Source organism: Flavobacterium sp. ACN2, from assembly GCF_002303885.1.
Lineage (GTDB): Bacteria > Bacteroidota > Bacteroidia > Flavobacteriales > Flavobacteriaceae > Flavobacterium.
On the sequence record NZ_MRCM01000011.1, the window covers coordinates 196,093 to 202,092 of the forward strand.

The window sequence follows — 6,000 nt, forward strand, 5'->3', positions numbered from 1 at the left end:
CAATATACTATTTTATTTGCTTCTTTGTTAAAGAGGTTAAAATTTGAAGCACAGTATTTTAGCGTCAAAATCATTTTAGATTAAGACAAAAGAAAGTTTTTTTGTGCAAAATTGACTTTTGACAAAGTAGGGGAATTCGGTAAGAAAAAGAAAATCTTAGGTTAAAGAATTGTCGTTTTCATTCGGGAAAATAATCCATGGTTTGAAGGTTTTTGCTTCTTCAAAATCCAAAGTAGCATAAGAAATGATAATGATGATATCATCTTTTTGCACTTTTCTAGCTGCAGGACCATTTAAAGTAATTTCTCCTGAATTTTTTTCACCTTTAATAGCGTAAGTCTCAAAACGCTCGCCATTATTAATGTTAACAATAGATACTTTTTCGCCTTCAATAATATTTGAAGCCTCTAGTAGAGTTTCATCAATAGTAATACTTCCAATGTAATTTAAATCGGCTCCAGTTACTTTAACTCGATGAATTTTTGATTTTATAACTTGAATTTGCATGCTGCAAAGTTAGATTAATTTAATGAAATGGTGTCAATCAGTCTTATAGAATTAACAAATACCGCTATAAATGCGCGATATTTTTTATCATTCTCTTTCTTATCGATAGACAAAAGTGTAGATTCGTCAGCAATAACAAAATACTCCAGTTCGAACTCTTTGTTGTCTTTGAAGGAATTTTCTACAAATTCGATTGTTTCTTGCGGAGAGTGATTTTGGAAAATCTCTTTTGCCTCGGTCAAAACTTTGTAGATAATAGAAGCGTCTTTTCTTTCTTGCGGAGTTAGACGTTCGTTTCTTGAACTCATTGCAAGCTCATTTTCTTCTCTAAAAATAGGACAACCAACAATGTTTACTGGTAAATCAGTTTTTTCAACTAATTTTTTTACAATTTGAAGCTGCTGAAAATCTTTTTCTCCAAAATAGGCATTTGTTGGAGTTACGATTTCAAAAAGACGTTTTACAATTGTTCCAACACCATTAAAATGACCAGGTCTGAATTTTCCTTCCATTTGGTTTTCCAATCCGTCAAAATCAAAAGTCTGCGAAACGGTATTTCCTTCATAAATATCTTCGACTGAAGGTGCGTATAAAATAATTTTATCGCTTAATGTACGCATTTTCTTAACATCTTCTTCTAGTGTCCTAGGATATTTTGCTAAATCTTCGGCGTTGTTAAATTGAGTTGGGTTGACAAAAATACTTACTACTGTATCGTTGTTTTCTTTTAACGAACGTTGCATTAAAGCCAAATGTCCTTGGTGTAAAGCGCCCATTGTGGGTACAAATCCGATAGTAGAATTTGCGGTTTTGATAGTTTTAAGATAAGCTATCAACGCTGCTTTACTGTAGAAAATATGCATTGAGGTATTATTAAAATTTATGCAAACATAATATATTAGTTATAAACTGCATAAATTTTTGTAATTTTGCGACGTTTTTATTACCAAAATTAAGTAAAATACTATTATGAAAGATAAGAGGATATTATATGTATCATCTGAAGTCGTGCCTTACTTGGCTGAAAATGAGGTTTCTTTAATGTCTTATGACGTTCCGAAAATGATTAATGACCAAGGCGGTCAGATAAGAATTTTCATGCCAAGATATGGAAATATCAATGAGAGAAGACACCAATTGCATGAAGTGATTAGACTTTCAGGGATGAATTTGGTAGTGAATGACTTAGATATGCCGTTGATTATTAAAGTAGCTTCCATTCCGAAAGAAAGAATCCAGGTTTATTTTATTGATAACGATGAATATTTCAAACGTAAAGCCACTTTTACAGATGAAGAGGGCGCTTTATATCCAGATAATGACGAAAGAGCAATTTTCTTTGCAAAAGGCGTTGTGGAGACTGTGAAAAAATTAAACTGGGTTCCAGATATTATACACGTTCACGGTTGGCTTGCGGCAATGCTACCCATTTATATGAAGCATTATTATAAACACGAAGCACTATTTTCTGAAACGAAAATTATTACCTCTGTTTATGGCCAGTCATTTGATGAGAACCTAGATTTAGAAATGATAAATAAAGTTAAATTTGACGGTGTTCCTCATGAAGCAGTGTCAGATTTGGAAGTGCCAAATTATGAGAATGTTTTAAAAGCTAGTATTTTACATTCTGATGGTGTGATAATTGCATCAGAGAATGTTTCTCCAAGTTTAACAAAATTTATAGAATCTTCAGGAAAACCTTTTTTACCTTTCGCCACGAAAGATGCATTTGCTGACGCTTATACAAATTTCTATAGAACATTTGGACTTTAAATTTTAATTTTATTTTTTGACATGTATAAAACTTCTTTTATTAAGAAAGCTCTTTTGGCTGTAATGGCTGTTTTTCTATATTCTTGTGACAAAGATTTTAATGCGATTGGTGATGGTTTGATTGGAGATGATCATTTTGGACTTGAAGCTGAAAAATACGATGTTGTAGCATTTAATCAAGAAGTTACCCCTATTCAATCAAATACCATGACACCAAATGCTCTTGGTATTTTAGACAATCCGCTTTTTGCAAGCACTACGGCAAATTTTGTAACTCAGGTAGGACTTTCTAGCTATCCTATAAAAGTTGGGGATTCTCCAGTAATTCAAAGTGTTGTGCTTGAAATTCCATATTTCAACCATGCAACAACTACAGATAATGAAGGGAATACCACTTATGTATTGGATTCTATTTATGGAGACAAAAATGGAAAAATAAAATTAAGTGTTTATGAGTCTGGAATCCAGATGAGAAGCAGTTATTTAAGTGGAGGTACCCAGTTGCCGCAGTTTTATTATACAGATCAAAACAGTGAATTTGACAGTAAAAAAGTGGGCTCAAGATTGAATGATGGAGATGTTTTGCAAAATGATGAATTCTTTTTTGATGCAAAAGAAATTGTAATAAAAACAACAGATCCTACTACTAAAGTAGAAACAACTACACGAAAAGCGCCTCAAATGACGCTGCAGCTTAACAAGCAGTTTTTTCAAGATAGGATATTAAATGCAGATGCTTCAAAGCTTGCTGCAGAAGATGTTTTTCAAGAATATTTTAGAGGTTTGTATTTTAATGTTGAGAAATCTGGATCTAATCCGAGTAATTTGGCGCTGATGGATTTTTCTAAAGGGGTTATTACAATTAAATACAAAGCAAAAACTAGTTCAACTACAGATGATCCAGAAGCTACCGAAGACAAGGAGATTCTTTTGAACTTGAAAGGTACTTTTACAACTACGGCTAATTTTCTACAAGATACTAGAAATGCAGACTATGAAAGTGCTATAACAACAAACGTAAATAAAACAGATGGAGATGAAAGGCTTTATTTAAAAGGTGGAGTAGGCTCTTTGGCGGTTATAAAACTTTTTAATCCAACAGATGTTTTAAGTTATGATTCTAATGGTGCGGTAGTAAATGGAGCAAATGGAGTTCCTGACCAATTGGATGAAATTAGAAGTAATGTCGCTATTAAGAATTGGAAAGTAAACGAAGCTAATTTAGTTTTCTATATCGATGCTGATAAAATGACTGGTACACAAGAACCGAATAGAGTGTATTTGTATAATTTAACAGATAATGCCATTTTAGCAGATTACTCTACAGATGCTGTATCTGCCTATGGTGGAGTAATTAGTAGAGGTTCTGATAAAAGAGGAAAAAGTTATAAAATTAGAATCACGAGCCATATTCGTAATTTAGTAAAAGATGCGACAGTTAAAAATGTTGATTTAGGCTTGGTTGTTTCTCTAAGCCCAACTACAGTTGCGTTTAATGCGCTTAAGGATAAAAATGCTATTACTCCAGTAGTGCCTAGAACATCATTATTAAATCCGCTTGGGACAATTATATATGGAGGAAAAGTCTCTACTTCTACTCCAGAAGATAAAAGATTGAAACTTGAGGTGTACTATACGAAACCAAATTAATAAATATATATGTGTGGAATTGTTGGATATATCGGTCATCGAGATGCTTATCCTATTGTAATAAAGGGATTAAAGCGTCTGGAGTACAGAGGATATGATAGTGCCGGCGTTATGTTGTATGACAACGAGTCGGGCATTAAAGTTTGCAAAACAAAAGGTAAAGTTTCAGATCTTGAAGCTAAAGCCGATGAAGGTTTTTCAATAAACGGTAATATTGGAATTGGACACACACGTTGGGCAACTCACGGGGTTCCAAATGATGTGAATTCGCACCCTCATCTTTCTAATTCTGGAGATTTAGCAATTATTCATAACGGAATTATCGAGAATTATGCGCCTTTAAAAGAGGAGCTTATCAAAAGAGGTTATAATTTTAAGTCGGATACAGATACTGAAGTTTTAGTTAATTTAATAGAAGAAGTTCAAAAGAAAGAAAATCTTAAATTAGGTAAAGCTGTACAAGTTGCATTGAACCAAGTTGTTGGTGCCTATGCAATTGCTGTTTTTGATAAAAAAAATCCGAATGAACTTGTTGCGGCTAGATTAGGAAGTCCGTTAGCAATTGGTGTTGGAGAAGGAGAATATTTTATTGCTTCTGATGCTTCACCATTTATTGAATATACTTCTAATGCAGTTTATTTAGAAGATGGCGAAATGGCAAATATTAGATTGCATAAGCCAATTAAAATTAGAAAAATCCAAGATGACTCTTTAGTGGATCCTTATATTCAAGAACTTCAAATGAATTTGGAGCAGATTGAAAAAGGAGGGTATGATCATTTCATGCTTAAAGAAATCTATGAGCAACCAAGTGTAATTAAAGACACTTATAGAGGAAGACTTCATGCTAATGAAGGAATTGTTCAGATGGCAGGTGTTGAGGATAATCTGGAGAAATTCTTAAATGCAAAACGAATCCTGATTGTTGCTTGTGGAACTTCTTGGCACGCAGGTTTAGTAGCAGAATATATCTTTGAGGAATTTACCCGTATTCCTGTAGAGGTAGAATATGCTTCTGAGTTTAGATACAGAAATCCGATTATTAATAAAGATGACGTAGTTATTGCAATCTCACAATCTGGTGAAACTGCAGATACTATGGCGGCTATTAAATTGGCTAAAGAAAACGGAGCATTTGTCTTTGGAGTTTGTAACGTAGTGGGTTCTTCTATTTCTAGAGAAAGCCATGCAGGTGCTTACACGCACGCAGGTCCAGAGATTGGAGTAGCTTCAACAAAAGCATTTACTACTCAGATTACAGTTTTAACGATGATTGCTTTACGTTTAGGAAAAGCAAAAGGAACGTTATCAAATACAGATTTCCATACTTATCTTCAAGAATTAGAAATTATTCCTGAGAAAGTGTCTGAGGCATTAGAAACTGATGGTAGAGCTAAAGAAATTGCTGCTGCTTTTAAAGATGCGCCAAACTGTCTTTATTTAGGTAGAGGATACAATTTCCCTGTAGCTTTAGAAGGTGCATTGAAATTAAAAGAGATTTCATACATCCACGCAGAAGGATATCCGGCTGCAGAGATGAAGCACGGCCCTATTGCTTTAATTGATGAATTTATGCCGGTTATTGTAATTGCTCCAAAACAAGGGCATTATGATAAAATTGTAAGTAATATTCAGGAAATTAAATCAAGAAGTGGTAAAATTATTGCTGTAGTTACAAAAGGAGATACTCAAGTATGCGAATTGGCAGATTATGTAATCGAAATTCCAGAAACTTCAGATGCATTATCGCCATTGGTTACAACAATTCCGTTGCAACTACTTTCTTATTACATTGCAGTAATGAGAGGTTGTAATGTTGACCAGCCTCGTAACCTAGCGAAGTCGGTTACAGTAGAGTAAAAATTCTATTAAGTATTAATATGTTAAAAAAGCGAGATTTAGGTCTCGCTTTTTTTTATTGTCAATTTTTTTAGACATATGTATTTTTATGAAATTTTCAGTTTTTTGATTAAAATTTATATGTATGCATAGTATATTGGTTTTTCTTGTCATTTTATTTGTTTTTATTACAATAAATTGAATTAATAAATAGTTAAAATATTGTAT

5 protein-coding genes are annotated in these 6,000 nt (G+C 33.2%); 3 read left to right on the forward strand and 2 right to left on the reverse strand.

The features are described from left to right. Positions 1-156: 156 nt before the first annotated feature. Both panD and panC read right to left on the reverse strand, forming a co-directional pair. Positions 157-507, reverse strand: coding sequence for an aspartate 1-decarboxylase (gene panD, locus BSF41_RS15010; RefSeq protein WP_008465481.1), 351 nt, complete (start codon positions 505-507; stop codon positions 157-159). 14 nt (positions 508-521) lie between these two features. Next, positions 522-1,370 carry a pantoate--beta-alanine ligase gene (gene panC / locus BSF41_RS15015; protein ID WP_095930312.1) on the reverse strand — a complete coding sequence of 283 codons (849 nt, stop codon included), beginning with the start codon at positions 1,368-1,370 and terminating at the stop codon, positions 522-524. 106 nt (positions 1,371-1,476) lie between these two features. Here panC and BSF41_RS15020 point away from each other — a divergent pair, with 106 nt between their 5' ends. From BSF41_RS15020 to glmS, 3 genes are read left to right on the forward strand one after another with little or no spacing between them, the layout of a single operon-like run. Beyond that, positions 1,477-2,283, forward strand: a complete 807-nt coding sequence (locus BSF41_RS15020; RefSeq protein WP_095930313.1) for a glycogen/starch synthase — start codon at positions 1,477-1,479, stop codon at positions 2,281-2,283. Positions 2,284-2,304: 21 nt separating this feature from the next. Next, on the forward strand, positions 2,305-3,933 hold the full coding sequence (locus tag BSF41_RS15025) for a DUF4270 domain-containing protein (RefSeq protein WP_095930314.1): 1,629 nt from the start codon (positions 2,305-2,307) through the stop codon (positions 3,931-3,933). A gap of 9 nt (positions 3,934-3,942) precedes the next feature. After that, positions 3,943-5,793 (forward strand): glutamine--fructose-6-phosphate transaminase (isomerizing), encoded by a 1,851-nt coding sequence (gene glmS, locus BSF41_RS15030; protein WP_095930315.1) that lies wholly within the window; start codon positions 3,943-3,945, stop codon positions 5,791-5,793. Positions 5,794-6,000 lie beyond the last annotated feature (207 nt).

Coding starts and splice junctions, on each gene's coding strand:
- BSF41_RS15020 (WP_095930313.1), top strand. CDS start 1,477: ATGAAAGATAAGAGGATATTATATGTATCATCTGAAGTCGTGCCTTAC.
- panC (WP_095930312.1), bottom strand. CDS start 1,370: ATGCATATTTTCTACAGTAAAGCAGCGTTGATAGCTTATCTTAAAACT.
- BSF41_RS15025 (WP_095930314.1), top strand. CDS start 2,305: ATGTATAAAACTTCTTTTATTAAGAAAGCTCTTTTGGCTGTAATGGCT.
- panD (WP_008465481.1), bottom strand. CDS start 507: ATGCAAATTCAAGTTATAAAATCAAAAATTCATCGAGTTAAAGTAACT.
- glmS (WP_095930315.1), top strand. CDS start 3,943: ATGTGTGGAATTGTTGGATATATCGGTCATCGAGATGCTTATCCTATT.